Origin of the sequence: Streptomyces murinus, from assembly GCF_002154555.1 — a bacterium.
GTDB lineage: Bacteria > Actinomycetota > Actinomycetes > Streptomycetales > Streptomycetaceae > Streptomyces > Streptomyces murinus.
This window is the reverse complement of the sequence record NZ_MUNF01000134.1, coordinates 1-15,689: the sequence shown is the minus strand read 5'-3', so window position 1 is coordinate 15,689 and position 15,689 is coordinate 1. Positions and strand designations below refer to the sequence as shown.

General features: G+C 70.6%; 13 protein-coding genes and 1 pseudogene. 5 read left to right on the top strand and 9 right to left on the bottom strand.

The window, feature by feature from the left end; genetic code table 11:
* From CCN72_RS10250 to CCN72_RS10240, 3 genes and pseudogenes are all read left to right on the top strand, one after another.
* Window positions 1–775: pseudogene (locus CCN72_RS10250) on the top strand (TerD family protein); the annotation flags it as partial.
* 225 nt (window positions 776–1,000) lie between these two features.
* Window positions 1,001–2,005 carry a TerC family protein gene (locus CCN72_RS10245; RefSeq protein ID WP_086807238.1) on the top strand — a complete coding sequence of 335 codons (1,005 nt, stop codon included), beginning with the start codon at window positions 1,001–1,003 and terminating at the stop codon, window positions 2,003–2,005.
* 194 nt (window positions 2,006–2,199) lie between these two features.
* A complete protein-coding gene (locus tag CCN72_RS10240; RefSeq protein WP_086807241.1) occupies window positions 2,200–3,300 on the top strand; it encodes a calcium:cation antiporter in 1,101 nt (366 codons plus the stop codon).
* Here CCN72_RS10240 and CCN72_RS10235 read toward each other — a convergent pair.
* Window positions 3,290–4,606 (bottom strand): MFS transporter, encoded by a 1,317-nt coding sequence (locus CCN72_RS10235; protein ID WP_208637961.1) that lies wholly within the window; start codon window positions 4,604–4,606, stop codon window positions 3,290–3,292. The genes CCN72_RS10240 and CCN72_RS10235 overlap by 11 nt on opposite strands.
* Window positions 4,607–4,781: 175 nt before the next feature.
* On the opposite strand from CCN72_RS10235, the gene aroQ reads away from it, so the two are divergent.
* Window positions 4,782–5,255, top strand: coding sequence for a type II 3-dehydroquinate dehydratase (gene aroQ, locus CCN72_RS10230; protein ID WP_086807237.1), 474 nt, complete (start codon window positions 4,782–4,784; stop codon window positions 5,253–5,255).
* Between the two features lie 29 nt (window positions 5,256–5,284).
* Here aroQ and CCN72_RS10225 read toward each other — a convergent pair whose 3' ends face one another.
* The 6 genes from CCN72_RS10225 to CCN72_RS10200 all read right to left on the bottom strand — a co-directional run bounded on the left by CCN72_RS10225 (window position 5,285) and on the right by CCN72_RS10200 (window position 10,079).
* Window positions 5,285–6,037: an amino acid ABC transporter ATP-binding protein gene (locus CCN72_RS10225; protein WP_086807236.1), complete on the bottom strand. Its 753-nt coding sequence runs from the start codon at window positions 6,035–6,037 to the stop codon at window positions 5,285–5,287.
* Window positions 6,034–6,945, bottom strand: a complete 912-nt coding sequence (locus CCN72_RS10220; RefSeq protein ID WP_086807235.1) for an amino acid ABC transporter permease — start codon at window positions 6,943–6,945, stop codon at window positions 6,034–6,036. The genes CCN72_RS10225 and CCN72_RS10220 overlap by 4 nt, the downstream gene beginning before the upstream one ends.
* On the bottom strand, window positions 6,942–7,826 hold the full coding sequence (locus CCN72_RS10215; RefSeq protein ID WP_086807234.1) for an ABC transporter substrate-binding protein: 885 nt from the start codon (window positions 7,824–7,826) through the stop codon (window positions 6,942–6,944). Before CCN72_RS10215 ends, CCN72_RS10220 begins: the two co-directional genes overlap by 4 nt.
* Window positions 7,827–8,166: 340 nt before the next feature.
* Window positions 8,167–8,823: an MBL fold metallo-hydrolase gene (locus tag CCN72_RS10210; protein ID WP_086807233.1), complete on the bottom strand. Its 657-nt coding sequence runs from the start codon at window positions 8,821–8,823 to the stop codon at window positions 8,167–8,169.
* A 72-nt stretch (window positions 8,824–8,895) separates the two neighbouring features.
* A complete protein-coding gene (locus tag CCN72_RS10205; protein ID WP_086807232.1) occupies window positions 8,896–9,279 on the bottom strand; it encodes a hypothetical protein in 384 nt (127 codons plus the stop codon).
* Between the two features lie 113 nt (window positions 9,280–9,392).
* A complete protein-coding gene (locus CCN72_RS10200; protein WP_086807231.1) occupies window positions 9,393–10,079 on the bottom strand; it encodes a maleylpyruvate isomerase family mycothiol-dependent enzyme in 687 nt (228 codons plus the stop codon).
* Between the two features lie 224 nt (window positions 10,080–10,303).
* On the opposite strand from CCN72_RS10200, the gene uvrA reads away from it, so the two are divergent.
* Window positions 10,304–13,354: an excinuclease ABC subunit UvrA gene (gene uvrA / locus CCN72_RS10195; RefSeq protein WP_086807239.1), complete on the top strand. Its 3,051-nt coding sequence runs from the start codon at window positions 10,304–10,306 to the stop codon at window positions 13,352–13,354.
* 117 nt (window positions 13,355–13,471) lie between these two features.
* Here the strand turns inward: uvrA and CCN72_RS10190 are convergent, their stop codons facing one another.
* Entirely contained in the window at window positions 13,472–14,383 is a 912-nt protein-coding gene (locus CCN72_RS10190) for a carbohydrate kinase family protein (RefSeq protein WP_086807230.1), read from the bottom strand.
* Window positions 14,380–15,519, bottom strand: coding sequence for a LacI family DNA-binding transcriptional regulator (locus tag CCN72_RS10185; protein ID WP_086807229.1), 1,140 nt, complete (start codon window positions 15,517–15,519; stop codon window positions 14,380–14,382). The genes CCN72_RS10190 and CCN72_RS10185 overlap by 4 nt, the downstream gene beginning before the upstream one ends.
* Between the last annotated feature and the right edge of the window lie 170 nt (window positions 15,520–15,689).

Sequence of the window (15,689 nt, the reverse complement as noted above, 5' to 3'; positions counted from 1 at the left end):
CAGATGCAGATCGCCGAGCCGCCGCTGGCGTCTGCGGCTCGGCGATCTGCATCTGCCCGAGAGCCTGCCGTTGCGCATCCCGCTGCTGGTCAGGCTGCCACTGGAGCACGGTCTGTGGATCGACAGCGGTGCCACGGCCATGCCCGAGGGATCCTTCGCGGACTCGGCCGCACTGCGGCAGGCGGCCATGGAGACGGCGGTGGCGCTCGCGGCCCGGCTGCTCGCCGTGCATCCGGCATGGGAGTTCGCCGTGCGGGTCATCGACCCGGCCGGCGCGGGGACCCGCGCGCTGTGGCCGCTGACCGGCGCCGGGGTCCTCGCGGCACCGCCCGCGACCGGGGCGGCGGGCGTCACGGAAGTGCTGGAACGGCTCACCCGGCGGGTCGACCTGGTGCAGATGGCGGTGCGGGGCGGTGCGGCCGGGTCACTGCCGGACGACGTGGACACCGCACGGCAGCTGCTGATCGTCAACGACTTCCCGCACGACTTCGACGACCGGGCCATCACCCGGCTGCGCTACCTCGCGGACGAGGGCCCGGCGGTCGGCGTGCACCTGCTGCTGGTGGCGGACCGTGCGGACGCCGCCGCCTACGGCCCCCTGCTGGACCCGCTGTGGCGCTCGCTGATGCGCCTCACCCCGGTCCCCGACGAACACTTCGCCGACCCCTGGGTGGGCCATGCCTGGACCTATGAGCCCGCGCTGGTGCCGGTCGGCAGCCGGATCGTGGAACAGGTGCTCGGCGAGGTCGCGGTCGCCTTGATCAAGCACAAGTAAAGCCACCCTGAGCTGGGGCTTTGGTCTTCTCTTTGCCTTCTGCTTTACCAATGCTTGGTAATTGGGGTACTGTCTTCTCAGCGGAGGGGAGTACTCCCTGACTGCGGCGCACCCGTCAATACGGACCGGTTCCGGTCCCGGGGCGTCGGCCCCCGTGCGGGTGGAAGAGACCTCCGGCAGTGACAACGCATCTGTGCTTGCCATCTCGAAATGCCGGAGGTTGCCGTGGAAGTTTCCATGACCCTGTGGGTCCTGACCATCGTGGGCCTGGCCGCCCTGATCGGAATCGACTTCCTCATCGGGCGCAAGCCCCATGAGGTCTCGATCAAAGAGGCCGGTATCTGGACCGTCGTCTGGATCGTCCTGGCCGGCCTCTTCGGCCTCGGCCTGTTCTTCTTCGGCGGCGGACAGCCGGCCGGCGAGTTCTTCGCGGGCTACATCACCGAGAAGTCGCTGAGCGTCGACAACCTCTTCATCTTCGTCCTGATCATGACGAAGTTCGCGGTTCCCGCGCTCTACCAACGGCGCGTCCTGCTCATCGGCGTCCTCATAGCCCTGGTGCTGCGAGCGGTGTTCATCGCCGCCGGAGCCGCGATCGTCACCAGCTTCTCCTGGGTGTTCTACCTCTTCGGCGCCTTCCTGATATGGACCGCCTGGAAGCTCGTCCAGGAGGCCCGCGCCGACGACGAGGGTGAGGAGGAGTTCGAGGAGAACCGGCTGCTGAAGGCCGCGGAACGCAGGTTCGGCGTGGCCGACCGGTACCACGGCACCAAGCTGTGGATCCGGCAGAACGGCAAGCGGATCATGACCCCGATGCTGGTCGTGATGCTCGCCATCGGCACCACCGACATCCTGTTCGCCCTGGACTCGATCCCCGCGATCTTCGGCCTGACCCAGGACCCGTACATCGTCTTCACCGCCAACGCCTTCGCCCTGATGGGCCTGCGCCAGCTGTACTTCCTCCTCGGTGGCCTGCTGAAGAAGCTGGTCCACCTCTCGTACGGCCTGTCGGTCATCCTCGGCTTCATCGGCGTGAAGCTGGTGCTGCACGCCCTGCACGAGTCGGGCGTCCCGGTGCCCGAGATCAGCATCCCGGTCTCGCTCGGCGTGATCTGTGCCGTCCTGGTCGTCACCACGGTCACCAGCCTCATGGCCTCCAGGAAGCAGGCGGCCGTCGCGGCGGGCGCCGACTCCGAAAGCGCGGAGAAGAAGGAGTCCGTGGACGTCTGACCCCACGGCTCGCACGGCGGCTCGTAAAGGCCGCCGCCCACAGGGAGGGCCCTCCGCTTGCGGAGGACCCTCCTTCGGACACGATCGGACACGCGGAGCTCGGCCCGAGCCGGTCCGGGGCGCCGCAGGGAAGGGACGGAAGCATCCGGAACGAACAGAATGCGAACCATGTGGCACTCTGCGACGATCGCGGCATGATCACTTGGCTGCGATCGCTCGCCCGGCGATGGACGATCCCCGTGCCGGTGCTCGCGGTCGTCCTGCTGATCCTCACCTGGCACCGTGCCATGCCGGGCCCGGTCATCGCCCTGGTGACGGTGGTGCTCGCCGGGGCCGTCCTCGCGGCGGTGCACCATGCCGAGGTGATAGCCCACCGCATCGGCGAACCCCTCGGCTCCCTGGTGCTGGCCATCGCCGTCACGGTCATCGAGGTGGCGCTGATCGTCACGCTGATGGCCGACGGCGGTGACAAGAGCTCTACCCTGGCCAGAGACACCGTCTTCGCCGCCGTGATGATCACCTGTAACGGCATCGTCGGTATCTGTCTGCTCGTCGCCTCGCTGCGGCACGGCACCGCCGTCTTCAACCCCGAGGGCTCCGGCGCCGCGCTCGCGACGGTCGCCACCCTCGCCACGCTGAGCCTGGTGCTGCCGACCTTCACCACCAGCAAGCCGGGACCGGAGTTCTCCACACTCCAGTTGACCTTCGCCGCGCTGTCCTCACTGATCCTCTACGGCCTGTTCGTGACCACCCAGACGGTGCGGCACCGGGACTACTTCCTGCCCATCACCCGGCAGGGCGAGGTCATCAACAACGAGGACCACGCCAGCCCCCCGTCCAAGCGCACGGCCCTGATCAGCCTGGGCCTGCTCGCACTGGCGCTGGTCGGGGTGGTCGGCCTGGCCAAGGGCGTGTCACCCGCCATCGAGGCGGGCGTGGCGGCGGCCGGTCTGCGCCAGGCCGTCGTAGGTGTGATCATCGCCCTGCTCGTGCTGCTCCCGGAGACCATCGCCGCGTTGCGGGCCGCGCGCCGGGACCGTGTGCAGACCAGCCTCAACCTCGCGCTCGGCTCGGCGATGGCCAGTATCGGACTGACCATCCCGGCCGTGGCGCTGGCCTCCCTCTGGCTGCCGGGACCGCTCGTCCTCGGCCTCGACCCCGTCCATATGCTGCTGCTCGCGCTGACGGTGGTGGTCGCCTCCCTGACCGTGGTGCCGGGCCGGGCCACCCCCTTGCAGGGCGGTGTCCATCTGGTGCTGTTCGCGGCCTACCTGGAGCTGGCGATCAACCCCTGACCGAGCCGGCCACCGGTTCCACCGCGGGCACCGGTGCCGGGTGCGTCTCCGGCAGCAGCGCGAAGCATCCCAGGCTGAGCAGCGCCATGCCGGTCAGATAGCCGCCCACGCCCCAGGGGACGCGCCCGCCGCCCTGTACGAGCGCCGTGGCCACGATCGGGGTGAGCGCACCACCGAGCACCCCGCCGAGGTTGTAGCCCACCGCGGCGCCCGTGCAGCGCACCCGGGCGTCGAACAGCTCCGGCAGATAGGCGGAGACCACCGAGAACACGGTGACGAAGGCGAGCAGCGCGCCCAGCATCCCGAGGAACATCAGCAGCGGCTCGCCGGTCGCCAGCAGCGAGACCATGGGCAGCATCCACAGCGCGCAGGCCGCGCATCCGGTCACGCACAGCGGTCGGCGCCCGTAGCGGTCGCCGAGCAAGGCCGCGGCGGGGATGAGCGGGGCCTGCACGAGCACCGCCGCCATGACGCAGGTCAGCATGACGCTCCGGCTCACGTCGAGCCGTTCCGTGGCGTACGACAGCGACCAGGTCGTCACCGCGTAGAACACCGCGTACCCGGCGGACAGCGCCCCCGCGGCCAGCAGCACCAGCCGTCTGTGGTGCCGTACGACCTCCATGAAGGGCACGCGTGCGTGGTCGTCGATCTCCAGGAACCTGGGGCTCTCGGCGAGTGACGAACGCAGCCACAGACCCGCCAGCGCGGGCACCGCGGCCGCCCAGAACGGCACCCGCCAGCCCCACTGCGCGAACTGCGCGTCGGAGAGCCCGGTGGACAGCGCCAGCGTCACTCCGTTGGCGAGCACGAAACCGATCGCGGGCCCCAGCTGCGGAATGCTCGACCACAGGGCGCGCCGTCCGGCGGGGGCGTGTTCGACGGTGAGCAGTACGGCCCCGCCCCACTCGCCGCCGAGCCCGAGCCCTTGCAGAAACCGCAGCAGCAGGAGCAGTACGGGCGCGGCCACGCCGATCGAGGCGTACGAGGGCACACAGCCCACCGCGATCGTCGAAACGCTGGTGAGCAGTAGCGAGGCGATGAGCACCGGCCGCCGTCCGCGCCGGTCCCCGAGATGCCCGAACAGCACCGAGCCCAGCGGCCTGGCCACGAAACCCACGCCGAACGTCGCGAACGCCGCCAGCGTCCCGGTGGCCGGCGAGAAGGAAGGGAAGAACAGCGGCCCGAGGACCAGCGCGGCCGCGGTCCCGTAGGCGTAGAAGTCGTAGAACTCGACCGCGGTGCCGGCGAGGGATGCGGCGGCCAGGCGCGGCAGAGAGGCTGTGGTGACAGCGCGTACGTCGTGCATGGTGCTTCAACTACCCACCGTGATCACGGGTTACGGGGGCGTACAGGGGTGACCGAGTGGCCGAAGCGCGCGCCCGGGGCGAGTGGGGCACGGGGCCGGAGCGCACGCCGGAGCCGTGATAGACCGGGGTCGAGCGGCGGTCGCGGACGCACCGCCCTGAACGACCGGAGGAACCGTGCCCCGCACCCTGGCCAACGCCCCGATCATGATCCTCAACGGGCCCAACCTGAATCTGCTGGGCCAGCGCCAGCCGGAGATCTACGGCAGGGAGACACTTGCCGACGTCGAGGCGCTGTGCGCCGAGGCGGCGGCCGCGCACGATGGCACGATCGACTTCCGGCAGTCCAACCACGAGGGCGAACTGGTCGACTGGATCCACGAGGCGCGCCTGGGCCACTGCGGCATCGTCATCAACCCCGGCGCCTACTCGCACACTTCGGTGGCGATCCTGGACGCGCTCAACACCTGCGACGGCATGCCCGTCCTCGAGGTGCACATCTCCAACATCCACCAGCGCGAGACGTTCCGGCACCACTCGTACGTCTCGCTGCGTGCCGACGGCGTGATCGCGGGCTGCGGCGTACAGGGCTACGCGTTCGGCGTCGAGCGTGTCGTGGCACTCCTGGGCGCGACACGGGCCGACGCGTAGCCCCCTGCCGCGCGGGGGCCGCGGCGGTCCTACAGGCGACCCGCCTCGACGATCCGCCGCAGGAAGCGCCGGGTGCGTTCCTGCTGCGGATCCCCGAACACCTGCTCGGCGGTGCCGTGTTCGAGGACGACCCCGCCGTCCAGGAAGCACACCTGGTCGGCGACGTCCCGCGCGAAGCCCATCTCATGGGTGGCCAGCACCATGGTCATGCCCTCGTCCTTCAGCCCCCGGACCACCTCCAGCACCTCGCCCACCAGTTCGGGGTCGAGCGCGGCCGTGATCTCGTCCAGCAACAACAGCCGGGGCCGCACGGCGAGCGCCCGTACGATCGCCACCCGCTGCTGCTGGCCGCCGCTGAGCCGGTCCGGGTAGGCATCCGCCTTGCCGGCCAGCCCGAGGCGCTCCAGCAGCCCCCTGGCCCGCTCCTCGGCCTCGGCGCGGGAGACGCCGTGCACCCGGCGCGGAGCGAGCGTGATGTTGTCCAGCACGGTCATGTGCGGGAAGAGGTTGTACGCCTGGAAGACCACGCCGATCCGGCGCCGTACCGCGTCCTGGTCGGCCCGGGGATCGGTGATCTCCTCGCCGTCCAGCCAGATCGCGCCGTCGTCGATCTCCTCCAGGAGGTTGGCGCACCGCAGCAGCGTCGACTTCCCGGACCCGGAGGCGCCGATCAGCGCGGTCACCGTGTGCGGGGCGACCTCCAGGTCGACGTCCCGCAGGACCACCGACTCGCCGAAGGTCTTGCGGACCGACTCCATACGCAGCACAGGCGCGTCGCTCATAGGGATCCCCCCTGTTCCCGCCGCCGGTCAAGGCGGGCCGTCACCCAGTCCGTGAAGCGGGTCATCGGAATGGTCAGCGCCACGAACACGAGGCCCGCCACGATGTACGGCGTGTAGTTCAGGCTGCGGCCCACGATGATGTCGGCCGCCCGTACGGCGTCCACCGCGCCGCCGATCGACACCAGGCCGGTGTCCTTCTGGAGCGACACCAGGTCGTTGAGCAGCGGCGGCACCTGCCGGCGCACCGCCTGGGGCAGCACCACGTAGCGCAGGGCCTGGCGGTTGGTCAGACCCAGCGAGCGGGCCGCCGCGCGCTGGGAGGGGTGGATCGACTCGATACCGGCCCGGAACACCTCGGCCACGTACGCCGCGTACGTCAGCGTCAGCGCCGTACCGCCGAGCAGCACCGGATCGACCGTCACGCCCTGGAGCCGCAGCGCCGGCACACCCAGCACCACGATCATCAGATTGATGATCAGCGGCAGCCCGCGGAAGAAGTCGGTGTACGCCGCCGCCAGCACCCGCAGCGGGAAGAACACCGGGCCGCGCAGGGTGCGCGCGATCGCGATCAGCATGCCGAGGACCAGGACGGCGACACCGCAGATCAGCAGCAGGCGGACGTTCAGCCACAGCCCTTCGAGGACCTTCGGGAGCGCCTCGCGCGCGTACTGGGCGCTGAAGAACGTCTCCTTGGTGCGCGGCCAGCCGGGCGCGTCGACCACGACCAGGTAGAGCACCGCGGCGGTGACCAGGGTGGACAGCGCCGCGACGGCCGTCGCGCGGCGGGTCCGTGCCCGCTTGTGGCGTTCGCGCTCCAGCCGCCGCGCGGAGGGCACGTAGTCGTCGCCGGGCATGCCGTCCTTGTCGTCGGCCCCCTCTCGCGCCGACTCGCCCTTGGTGACGGTCACTTGAGCACCGGGGCGCCGACGGCATCGGACAGCCACTGCTGGTCGAGCCGCGCCAGCGTGCCGTCCTTGCGCAGGGCGTCGACGGCGCCGCTCACGCACGGGGTCAGCGCGCTGCCCTTGTCGAGTACCAGGCCGAACTGCTCGGGCGTGCCGCCCTGGTTCTCGAACTGGCCGACGATCTTGGCGTTCGTCACCTCGGCCGAGGTGATGTAGAACGCGGTCGGCAGGTCGGTGACGACGGCGTCGACCTGACCGTTCTTCAAGGCGGACTTGGCCTGGTCGTTCTTGGCGTAGACGGCGGGGTCCTGCTTCGGCTTCACCACGTCGGTGATGTAGTCGAGGCTGGTCGTGCCCACCTGGGCGCCCAGTTTGAGGCCGCGCAGGTCCGCGATGCTCTTCGCCTCGGCGGCCTTGCCGCCCTTGAGCGCGATGACGGCCTGGCGCACGTCGTAGTAGCCGGAGGAGAAGTCGACGGCCTTTTTGCGTTCGGTGCTGATCGAAACCTGGTTGATGTCGAAGTCGAAGGTCTTCACACCGGGCGCGAACGCCTTGTTGAACGGCACGCTCTGCCAGACCACCTTGTCCTTGCCGTACCCGAGCTGTTCGGCCACGGCGTAGGCGACCGCGGATTCGAAGCCCTTGCCGTTGGCGGGCTTGTCGTCCTTGAACCACGGCTCGTAGGCGGGCTCGTCCGTCGCGATGGTCAGCTTCCCGGACGTCTTGGTGGCCTGCTTGCCCTTGGCACAGCTCGCGGCGGCCGAACCGGGCGCGGTGGCCGACGACTTCGCCTCGGGCTGCGGGGCGCAGCCGACGGCGGTGGCGAGCAGGGCGAGGGTGGCGGCCGCTACCGCGCGGCGCACTGTGCGAGAAGCGAGGTGCATGGCGGGAGAGTGGCAGCGAACTCGGCCTTTGTCGAGGTCACGACCATTTTTGTCCGCATAGTGGGAGCGGGTGTTGCGGCCGTGTGAACGCGGGCCGGGGCGACGGTACAGGGGCCCCGGCCCGGGCCGCCGGCCCAGGGCAGGGTGGGCAGACCGGCGGCCCTGCCGCTCGGGAGCCGTCCCGGGCGGGGCCGCGACCAGTTGACCGCGCGCCGCCGGCTCGGGGGAACGTGCGTGTGCGCCGGGCGCGTGCGAAGCGTTCACACGGGGCGCGCGGAACGGCATTCGCGCCGGGCGCACGTGCGGGTCGGACGGCACGCCTCTTACGGGCGGCCGGAGTTCACCACCCGCGCGCGTGCCACTCCGGCAGATGCGGGCGCTCGGCGCCGAGCGTGGTGTCGTCGCCGTGTCCCGGGTAGACCCAGGTCTCGTCCGGCAGCGCGTCGAAGATCTTCGTCTGCACGTCGTGGATCAGGCTGGCGAACGCCTTCGGGTCCTTGCGCGTGTTGCCGACGCCGCCCGGGAAGAGGCAGTCGCCGGTGAAGACGTGCGGATGGCCGTGCGGGTCGTCGTAGACCAGCGCGATGGAGCCCGGTGTGTGCCCGACGAGGTGGCGCGCGGTGAGTTCCACCCGGCCCACCCGGATGACGTCGCCGTCGTCCACGAGCACGTCGGTGGCCACCGGGATGCCGGGCGCGTCCTCGCGCCCGGCGTGCGTGCGCGCGCCCGTCGCGGCCACGACCTCGGCGAGCGCCTGCCAGTGGTCGCCGTGCTGGTGGGTGGTGACGACGGACGCGATGCCGTCGTCACCGATCATCCCCAGGAGCGTCCGCGGCTCGTTCGCGGCGTCGATCAGCAGCTGCTCGTCGGTGGCCCGGCAGCGCAGCAGATAGGCGTTGTTGTCCATTGGCCCGACCGCGATCTTCGTGATCATCAGGTCCTTGAGCTCATGCACATCCGCCGGTCCGCCGACCCTGACCTCGCCCGTGTACGTCATGGTGATCAGCCTATGCCGTTCGCGACGGCGGCGACGCCTCACCGGCACAAGCGGTCCGAACCGCGGACATCCTCACCGGATCACGTGGATATCCGGCAGCACGGAGGCGTCGACACCCTCCCGCTCGAGCACCCGCCGGGCGAGCTCCCGCGCCCGGCCCCACCCGGCGTCCTCGAACAGGGCCGCCGTGGCCCACCGGTCCGGGGAGGGATCGCGGGTCATCTCGTCGAAGATCGAATCGATCGCCCTCAGGTCAGGCAGGGCAGCGGGGTGGAGGAGGCCCTCCTCCACCAACTGCCCGGCCATACGGAAGCCGTGATCGAGATCGAGCGCGATCTCATCCGTCACGACACCGTGCCTCTTCAGCCACGCCGTCTGCGCCGGCGCAGACGCGGCGACGACGGTGAGCGCCTCTGTCAGGAGGCGACGGCGAAACGCGGCATCAGGAGTCCTCACGCCTTGATCGTCACACACCTCCGAACCGGAGCGCCCACCTTTTCGCCCGGCACCTTCGCCCGGCACCTTCGTCCGGCGGTGGCAACCGCTCTGCCGTGCCGCGGGTTCAAAACCTAGAGCGGCGGGAGCTTCGGCAGGGCCTCGCCGTCCGTCGTCAGGGCGGAGCCGTCGCGGCGGCCGGCGAGCCAGCCCAGCAGGTCGGCCGGGGTGCCCGTGACGGTGATCTCGGGCTTGTCCGCGGGCCTTCCCGTGGTCCACTCGTGCGTGCCGTCCGTCACACGGGTCGCGGGAACGTCGGGGTTGCCGGAGAAGCGCCGGGTGAGGAAGTCGGTCTCGCGCTCCAGGAACTCGGCCGGGAGGTCCTCCAGGTCGTACCCGATCCCGAGGTCCACATGGTGCAGCTCCACCTCTCCCCACCGGCGGAACGGCACCCGGGCCGCGTCGTCGGTGACCCCGTTGCGCAGCTCCACCGTGCGCGTCCAGTCCGCGGGCGCGTCCCCCGCCGCCCGGAACCGCTCGGCGGTCTCGCGCAGGTCGGCGAGCTGGGTCTCCAGAGGGCGCGCGGCGCCGTCGTCGATGTCGGCGTCCCGCGCCTCGGCGCTCGCGTACATGGGACGGCCCTCGAGGACGTTCACGAGCGCGTCCGCGTTGCGGGCGAGGTGGGCGAGGACATGGCCGCGGCTCCAGCCGGGAAGCCGTGACGACTCGGCGAGTGAGGCGTTGTCCAGTTGTGCGACCGCGTTGAGCAGCCGCTCGGTCGCGTCACGTACACATGCCAGGTCATGAGCGTGATCAATCATGGGCTCGACCCTAGCCCCGCCACACGTTCGGGTGAAGCTGGCGAAGCTCGTCCGTAATTCGAATGCGCGTGCTATATGGTCGAAGACGGCGTCGGGCATGCTGGAAGGCCGGGGGTTGTTATGCAACCGAGCAATCCGACCGGCGTTGTCAGTGGCTCCCCCTAGTGTGAAGAGGCACAGGGGCTTCGCCCCTGTCACTTCTCCCAAGAAAGGTGCGGACCGGCGTGGCCGACCGTCTCATCGTCCGTGGCGCGCGCGAGCACAACCTGAAGAATGTCTCGCTCGACCTGCCTCGCGACTCGCTCATCGTCTTCACGGGCCTGTCCGGGTCGGGCAAGTCCTCCCTGGCCTTCGACACGATCTTCGCCGAGGGCCAGCGGCGCTACGTGGAGTCGCTTTCCTCGTACGCACGGCAGTTCCTCGGACAGATGGACAAGCCGGACGTCGACTTCATCGAGGGCCTGTCCCCGGCCGTCTCCATCGACCAGAAGTCGACCTCGCGCAACCCCCGCTCGACCGTCGGCACCATCACCGAGGTCTACGACTACCTCCGGCTGCTCTTCGCGCGCATCGGCAAGCCGCACTGCCCCGAGTGCGGCCGCCCGATCTCGCGCCAGTCGCCGCAGGCCATCGTGGACAAGGTGCTGGAGCTGCCGGAGGGGAGCCGCTTCCAGGTGCTCTCGCCGCTGGTGCGCGAGCGCAAGGGCGAGTTCGTCGATCTCTTCGCCGACCTCCAGACCAAGGGCTACTCCCGCGCGCGCGTGGACGGCCAGACCATCCAGCTGTCCGAACCGCCGACTCTGAAGAAGCAGGAGAAGCACACCATCGAGGTGGTCGTGGACCGCCTCACGGTGAAGGACTCCGCCAAGCGTCGCCTCACCGACTCCGTGGAGACCGCTCTCGGCCTGTCCGGCGGCATGGTCGTGCTCGACTTCGTGGACCTCCCCGAGGACGACCCCGAGCGCGAGCGCATGTACTCGGAGCACCTGTACTGCCCGTACGACGACCTGTCCTTCGAGGAGCTGGAGCCGCGCTCCTTCTCCTTCAACTCGCCCTTCGGCGCGTGCCCCGAGTGCACCGGCATCGGCACCCGCATGGAGGTCGACGCCGAGCTGATCGTCCCGGACCCCGACAAGTCCCTGGACGAAGGCGCCATCCACCCCTGGTCGCACGGACACACCAAGGACTACTTCGGCCGCCTGATCGGCGCCCTCGCGGACGCGCTCGGCTTCCGTACGGACATCCCGTTCGCGGGCCTGCCGCAGCGCGCCAAGAAGGCCCTGCTGTACGGCCACAAGACCCAGATCGAGGTGCGCTACCGCAACCGGTACGGCCGCGAGCGGGTCTACACCACGCCCTTCGAGGGCGCGGTGCCCTTCGTCAAGCGCCGGCACAGCGAGGCCGAGAGCGACGCCAGCCGCGAGCGCTTCGAGGGCTACATGCGCGAGGTGCCCTGCCCCTCCTGCGAGGGCACCCGCCTGAAGCCGATCGTTCTCGCCGTCAGCGTCATGGGGAAGTCGATCGCCGAGGTCTCGGCGATGTCCATCAGCGACTGCGCGGAGTTCCTGGGCGAGCTGAAGCTCAGCGCCCGCGACAAGAAGATCGCCGAACGCGTGCTGAAGGAGGTCAACGAGCGACTGCGCTTCCTGGTCGACGTCGGCCTGGACTACCTCTCGCTCAACCGCGCGGCCGGCACCCTCTCCGGCGGCGAGGCCCAGCGCATCCGCCTGGCCACCCAGATCGGCTCCGGCCTGGTCGGCGTGCTGTACGTGCTGGACGAACCCTCCATCGGTCTGCACCAGCGCGACAACCACCGGCTGATCGAGACCCTGGTCCGGCTGCGCGACATGGGCAACACGCTCATCGTCGTGGAGCACGACGAGGACACCATCAAGGTCGCCGACTGGGTGGTGGACATCGGCCCCGGTGCCGGTGAGCACGGCGGCAAGGTGGTGCACAGCGGCTCCCTGAAGGAGCTGCTCGCCAACACCGAGTCGCAGACCGGCGCCTACCTCTCCGGTCGCAAGGCCATCCCGCTCCCGGACATCCGGCGCCCCCGCGACCCCTCGCGCCAGCTCACCGTGCACGGCGCCCGCGAGAACAACCTCCAGGACATCGACGTGTCCTTCCCGCTGGGCGTGTTCACGGCCGTCACGGGCGTTTCGGGATCCGGCAAGTCCACCCTGGTCAACGACATCCTGTACACCCACCTGGCGCGCGAGCTGAACGGCGCGCGCACCGTCCCCGGCCGCCACACGCGCGTGGCGGGCGACGACCTGGTGGACAAGGTGGTCCATGTCGACCAGTCGCCGATCGGCCGCACCCCGCGGTCCAACCCGGCGACCTACACCGGCGTCTTCGACCACGTCCGCCGCCTGTTCGCCGAGACCACCGAGGCCAAGGTCCGCGGCTACCTGCCCGGGCGTTTCTCCTTCAACGTCAAGGGCGGCCGCTGCGAGAACTGCGCGGGCGACGGCACCATCAAGATCGAGATGAACTTCCTCCCGGACGTCTACGTCCCGTGCGAGGTCTGCCACGGCGCCCGGTACAACCGGGAGACCCTGGAGGTCCACTACAAGGGCAAGTCCATCGCCGAGGTGCTGAACATGCCGATCGAGGAGGCCATGCACTTCTTCGAGGCGGTCCCGGCGATCTCCCGCCACCTGAAGACGCTGCACGACGTCGGCCTCGGCTATGTCCGCCTCGGCCAGTCCGCCACCACGCTCTCCGGCGGCGAGGCCCAGCGTGTCAAGCTCGCCAGCGAACTCCAGAAGCGCTCCACCGGACGCACGGTCTATGTGCTGGACGAGCCGACCACCGGTCTGCACTTCGAGGACATCAGCAAGCTGCTGAAGGTGCTCGGCGGCCTGGTCGACAAGGGCAACACGGTCATCGTCATCGAGCACAACCTCGACGTGATCAAGACCGCAGACTGGCTCGTGGACATGGGTCCGGAGGGCGGCGCCGGCGGTGGCCTGGTGGTCGCCGAGGGCACGCCCGAGGAGGTCGCCGGGGTCCCGGCCAGCCACACCGGCAAATTCCTGCGCGAGGTACTCGGCGCCGACCGGGTCAGCGACGCGGAGCCCGTGAAGGCGCCGCGCACCACCAGGAAGACGGCCGCGGCCAGGACACCGGCCAAGAAGACGGTGACGGCCAAGGCCAACAACACGGCGACCAAGAAGGCCGCCGCGGCCACGAAGAAGACGGCTGCGAAGAAGACGGCTACGAAGAAGGCGACGCCCGCGAAGAAGACGACGCGGGCGAGCAAAGCCTGACATCGGGTCAGAAAAGCGGCGCCCCGCGGGAACTCCCCGCGGGGCGCCGTTCGTTCCACCATCAGCCGCACGAACCGGCGGCCGCTCCTTGACAAGAGCAGATGGAATACGGACGGCTCACACGTCACCCAACTCGTCCGCGTACGGCGGCTCCGCCCCCGCCCGGGAACAGGTGATCGCCGCCGCACGCGCCGCGAAGCGCAGCAGCCGCGTCCAGCCCTCCGTCCCGAGGGCGGCCAGTGCCTCCTGCGACAGCGCGTCCAAGGCGGACAGACCGTGCAACAGCGCCGCGTTCACCGTGTCACCGGCGCCGATGGTGTCCACGACATCGACCTTCTCACCGGGCACGGAACACTCCCCGCCGTCCCGGGTGTACACGGTCAGACCCTCGCCGCCCCGGGTCACCACCACGGCCGACGGGCCCTCGGCCAGCCACTCGCGCGGCGTCCCGCCCAGCCATGCCGCGTCCTCCGCGGACACCTTCAGCAGCGTCACCGAGGGCAGCCAGCTCGCGAAACGCGCCCGGTAGGCGTCCGCGTCCGGAATCAGTCCCGCCCGGATGTTCGGGTCGAGCGCGGTGAACAGCCCCTGCCCGGCCGCCCGGCGCATCAGCTCCTCATAGGCGCTCGCCCCCGGTTCCAGGACGAGCGACAGGGTGCCGAAGGACACTGCGCGGGCCTCCGCGGGGAGCGAGGCGGGCGCGGTGAAGAGACGGTCGGCGGTGCCGTCGACATGGAAGGAGTACGACGCCGAGCCGTCGCCGTCGACCGTGGCCACCGCGAGGGTCGTCGGCTCCGGCCCGCGCTGGACGCCCGCCACCTCGACCCCGGCCCGCCGCAGCCCGTCGAGCAGGGCCTCGCCGAAGGCGTCGTACGACGTCCGGGAACAGAAGGCGGTGGGAGAGCCGAGCCGGCCGAGAGCCAGGGCGGTGTTGTACGGGCCGCCGCCGGGCGCCGGTTTCAGGGCCGCGAGGGCGCCGGGGCCCTGCGGTACCAGGTCGATCAGTGCCTCACCGGCGACGACGATCACGAGGTGGTTCCCTTCTCGGACGGGGGCTCGGGCGGGATCTCGGACAGGGCGGCCGACGCGGGGGGCGCGGCTGCCTCGGGCCGCCCGGGTTCCTCCGGGCAGCCGCAGGATGTGCGGTGGACGAACGCGCAGGGCAGCCGCACGGTCCGGGACGGCCGGTCCGGCTCGGCGAGGCGTTCCAGGAGCAGTCGTACGGCCCGGGCGCCCAGTTCCCTGCTGGGCTGGGCGATGGCGGTGAGCCGGGGCGAGAAGAGATCAGCCCAGGGGAAGTCGTCGAAACAGCACAGGGCGATGTTGTCGGGCACGGACCGGCCGTGTCGGCGCAGGGCGCGCAGGGCGCCGAGGGTCATCGCGTTGTTGGCGGTGACGAGCGCGGTGGGTGGATCGGGGAGGGCGAGCAGGGTGGTGGCGGCCAGCTCGGCACCGGCGGACTCGGAGTTGCCGGACACCAGGAGACGGTCGTCGTGCGCGAGGCCCGCGGCGGCGAGGCCGTCCTGATAGCCCGTGACGCGCTCACGCGTCGTGCTGAGCCCCGCCAGCCCGGCGATCAGGCCGATCCTGCGGTGTCCCAGTCCGGCGAGATGGGCGACGAGGCGGGCCGTCGGCCCGGTGCTTTCCGCGCAGACCTGATCGAAGAACGGGGCGCCCGTGGCCGCGGCGGTGGCCGTCCCGTCGCTGGATCCGGGCGGGTCGATCAGCCGGTCCAGGAACACGGTCGGTACGGCATGGCGGCCGAGGTAGCCGACCAGCTCGCCCGGCTGCGCGGACGGGGCGACGATCATGCCGTCCACCCGGCGCTCATGGAGGAGCTGCGCGACCTTGCGCTCCTGGAGGGGGTCGTCGTGCGGATCGGCCAGGAGCAGCCCGTAACCGGCCTCCAGGGCCGCGGTCTCGACGCCCTGGAGGATCTCGGTGAAGTACGGATTGCTGATCGCCGACACCGCGAGCCCGATGGAGCGGGTGCGGGCGGTCACCAAGGAACGGGCCAGGGTGTTGGGGGTGTAGCCGAGGACGTCCACCGCGTCCAGGACGGCCCGACGGGTGCCGGGCGAGACCGGGCGGGTGCCGTTGAGGACGTGGGAGACGGTCGCCACGGAGACTCCGGCGCTCCGCGCGACGTCCGCCATGGTGGCCATGGTGCCCCCTTCCCGCAGCCCGCCGTACGGGCGCTCGGCCGGGAACGTACCCCATCGGCCGACCCCGCGTAAACGCTTGCGCAAGCGTTTACGCGGGGTCGGCCGATGGGGTACGTTCCCGGCCGCGCGCCCGTACGCCGGGCTGCGGGAAGGGCGCACCATGGCCACCA

Bases quoted from the DNA above. Each gene is read 5' to 3' on its own strand.
- CCN72_RS10225 (WP_086807236.1), bottom strand. From the start codon at position 6,037: ATGAGCGACGCGCCTGTGCTGCGTATGGAGTCGGTCCGCAAGACCTTC.
- CCN72_RS10215 (WP_086807234.1), bottom strand. From the start codon at position 7,826: ATGCACCTCGCTTCTCGCACAGTGCGCCGCGCGGTAGCGGCCGCCACC.
- CCN72_RS10210 (WP_086807233.1), bottom strand. From the start codon at position 8,823: ATGACGTACACGGGCGAGGTCAGGGTCGGCGGACCGGCGGATGTGCAT.
- CCN72_RS10185 (WP_086807229.1), bottom strand. From the start codon at position 15,519: ATGGCCACCATGGCGGACGTCGCGCGGAGCGCCGGAGTCTCCGTGGCG.
- CCN72_RS10200 (WP_086807231.1), bottom strand. From the start codon at position 10,079: ATGATTGATCACGCTCATGACCTGGCATGTGTACGTGACGCGACCGAG.
- CCN72_RS10240 (WP_086807241.1), top strand. From the start codon at position 2,200: ATGATCACTTGGCTGCGATCGCTCGCCCGGCGATGGACGATCCCCGTG.
- CCN72_RS10235 (WP_208637961.1), bottom strand. From the start codon at position 4,606: ATGCACGACGTACGCGCTGTCACCACAGCCTCTCTGCCGCGCCTGGCC.